Raw genomic sequence first — 2,578 nt, 5'->3', positions numbered from 1 at the left:
TCCTAGCCGCCGGCGCTGGTACACGTAGGCCTGCAGGCTTTTTTCCGCCGCGGCGAGGATCGGTTCCGCCTCAGGGCCGTTCGACAGCGGGTAGAGCTTTGCCTTGACCTTGTAGCGCAAGATGGTGGCGCCCTGGACGATCAGGCGGTCGGCCACCGGGCGCCGGTCGTCGTCGCTCAGGTAGCGATTGACCGCGGCCAGCAGATCCGGCGGCGCAGTGCCGTCTTCGAGCAGGCTCTGCACGGTCACCACCGCCACGGCTGGCGATGGGCTCTCGGCAGTGGCATCGGCGACACGGCCATCGGCGGCCCGGGCGTGGAAGATGTAGCTGTTGCGCGGGCCGGCAGTGCTCAGGCCTTCCCATGCCATCTGCGCGCGTTCGCGCAGGCTGTCGTCGCTTTCCATGATCCGCGGTTGAGGCGGTACCGCATTCGGCTTGGCCTCCTGCACCACCAGGCGCTTGACGTTGTAGTTGGCGGCCAACTGCTCCAGGTCGGTGCCCTTGGCGGTGGCCAGCAGATTGGCGAGCGCGGCCTCGTTTACCCGTTGGCGCCAGACCATTTCACGGTAGGCGTTCTCCTGGAGCAACTTGGCCAGGGGCTCCGAATCCATATCCAGGCGGGCGGCGATCTCTGGTCGCTCGTCAGCAGGCCACAGGCTGATGGCGTAGGCCTTGCGCTCGGCGAGGATCAGCTCGTAGTCGATCTGCTCGACGATCATTGGCGGGGGGAGCTGGCTTAGGTCGATAGGGACGAAGGTGTTCATGCACTGGCCCCCAGCTGCAGGGTGACACTGATGTTCAGCGGTTCGTTGCTATCGACCCGCCGGCATTCGATATCCAGCACGGCGCTACCCTGCAGGGTGGCGCCCAGGAACTGAACCCGGCTCAGGCTGATGCGCTGTTCCCAGCGCATCAGCGCCATCACGGTGGCCGCGTACACGCGCAGGCGGGTCTGGTCGTTGAACGGGTGATCGACCAGCTCGGGCAGGAGGCTGCCGTACTCGCGGCGCATGACGCGGGTACCGAGGCGTGTGCTGAGAATGTCGCTGCACGATTGCTCGATGTGTTCCGAGGTGCTGATCGCGGCGCCGGTTTCTCGGTTCATTCCGGGGCTCCTGTCTTCGCGCCACCGGGCATTACCCCGCCATGCAGGTGCTTGATCAGGCTGATGCCGGCGGCGATCACGTCTTGCGACACGGTGACTTTGCCGGTGACGGTCTGGTTGCCGGTTTGGGTGTAGTCGCCCTGGTGAGTGATCGGGCCGACGATGGTGATGCCGCCGGTGCTGACCAGGTTGGTGGTTCCGCCCGGGGCCAGGGTGGCGTTGAGGTGGTGGGCCACGCTGTCGTACTCGATCACCGTGCCGTCGCTGTACGTGCGGCGGTGCAGGCCGGCGCGGTTGCCATTGGCCGGCGCACTATCGCTGAACAGGCCGGTCAAGACCACGCCGTTGCCGAGCTGGCCCGAGGGGCTGATCAGCAGGACCTGCTCGCCGGCGGTGGGAGGGTCCCATTCCCGGTCAGCGCCGGCACGCACGGCCAGCCAGGGCAGCCAGGTGGTGGTGAGCTCGCCAGTTTTCACCCGCACGCGCGGCGGGGTCATCTGCACAGCGGCGACGACGCCGAAGCGGACGAGGTTTTCAATCAGGCGGGCGAGGGTGGCTAGATCGTTCATAGCGCCGAGGATGGCGCTACGCGCACGCGGACGCAGCCGGGGTGTGTTGTAGCCAGGCCGGCTACAGGGTGAGGTAGGAGAGCAACTGGTCGCGGATCAGGTCGAGGTCCGCATCGGTAAAGCCGAGCACCTCGCGTTGTTCATACTTCACGTCTGGTGCTCCAGGCTCAGCCCGATCCCTCAGCCCGTATTGATGCACGCGCGCTATTCGGGCGACCCGCCCAGTAAAACCGACGCTGATCGCCCGGCCATCCCCTTGGACCTTCAAGAAACTAGCCGTCCGCAGCTTCTGAAACATCTTCACCTTGCGCTTGATCCGGCCTTGCTTGCCCCGCAGGTTCCGCTGTTTGCGCGGGGCGTACTTGCTGCCGTCCGGGTTGCGCTGGGCGATGATCCGTTGTTGCTGACTGCGCCGCAGGGCCTGGCCGACGCTGCGGGCGAGCTTGTTTCGGGTGCTGGGATGCAGGCGTCCCAGCAGGCCGGCGGCCCAGTCTTCCAGGGCTTCGAGCTCAGCCATTGGGGACGATCCACTCGCCAAGGCCATCCGCCAGGTTGAGGTTACGTTGTGGCTCGCCCGGGTGGCTGATGGTGACGGTGCCCATGTCTTCGGTGCGCACGACGACGCGCTCGGTCAGTGGCAGGCTGAGGCTCATGTCGACCTTGCTCTTATCGAGCAGATCTGCCTCGAACTTGATGCCCTCGGCCGACTTGTCCAGGTTCTCCAGCAGCTCGGACTGATTCACGCGCAGCCAGGCTAGCAGTGGCACCATCACGCTGTCGGGGTGGCCGGCGAAGTCGGTCAGAATCACCTGCAGGTCATAGCTGTACTCGAACGAGAGGCTGGCGGCCGCGGTGCAGCGGACCTTGCCGTTGTCAATAAAGATCAGCAGCCGGTCAGTGTTG

Annotated in this window: 5 protein-coding genes; all 5 read right to left on the bottom strand. The window is 65.7% G+C overall.

The window, feature by feature from the left end; genetic code table 11:
* A partial coding sequence (locus tag CAG11_RS32840) for a baseplate J/gp47 family protein (protein WP_085600843.1) occupies positions 1 to 765 on the bottom strand: 765 nt, incomplete at its 3' end.
* Positions 762 to 1,106 (bottom strand): GPW/gp25 family protein, encoded by a 345-nt coding sequence (locus CAG11_RS32835; RefSeq protein ID WP_085600839.1) that lies wholly within the window; start codon positions 1,104 to 1,106, stop codon positions 762 to 764. The genes CAG11_RS32840 and CAG11_RS32835, both read right to left, overlap by 4 nt.
* The gene (locus CAG11_RS32830) at positions 1,103 to 1,675 is read right to left on the bottom strand and encodes a phage baseplate assembly protein V (protein ID WP_085600837.1); all 573 of its coding nucleotides are present in this window, start codon (positions 1,673 to 1,675) and stop codon (positions 1,103 to 1,105) included. Before CAG11_RS32830 ends, CAG11_RS32835 begins: the two co-directional genes overlap by 4 nt.
* A gap of 61 nt (positions 1,676 to 1,736) precedes the next feature.
* Positions 1,737 to 2,192, bottom strand: a complete 456-nt coding sequence (locus CAG11_RS32825; RefSeq protein WP_085600835.1) for a phage virion morphogenesis protein — start codon at positions 2,190 to 2,192, stop codon at positions 1,737 to 1,739.
* Positions 2,185 to 2,578 (bottom strand): phage tail protein (locus CAG11_RS32820; protein ID WP_143494893.1); only part of this gene is annotated, 394 nt, incomplete at its 5' end. The genes CAG11_RS32825 and CAG11_RS32820, both read right to left, overlap by 8 nt.

The sequence above is a fragment of the Pseudomonas sp. B6(2017) genome, from assembly GCF_002112765.1.
GTDB classification, from domain to species: Bacteria; Pseudomonadota; Gammaproteobacteria; order Pseudomonadales; family Pseudomonadaceae; genus Aquipseudomonas; species Aquipseudomonas piscis.
The sequence above is the reverse complement of the archived record's forward strand: the minus strand, read 5'-3'. Positions and strand labels throughout refer to the sequence as shown.

Coding starts and splice junctions, on each gene's coding strand:
- CAG11_RS32835 (WP_085600839.1), bottom strand. CDS start 1,106: ATGAACCGAGAAACCGGCGCCGCGATCAGCACCTCGGAACACATCGAG.
- CAG11_RS32830 (WP_085600837.1), bottom strand. CDS start 1,675: ATGAACGATCTAGCCACCCTCGCCCGCCTGATTGAAAACCTCGTCCGC.
- CAG11_RS32825 (WP_085600835.1), bottom strand. CDS start 2,192: ATGGCTGAGCTCGAAGCCCTGGAAGACTGGGCCGCCGGCCTGCTGGGA.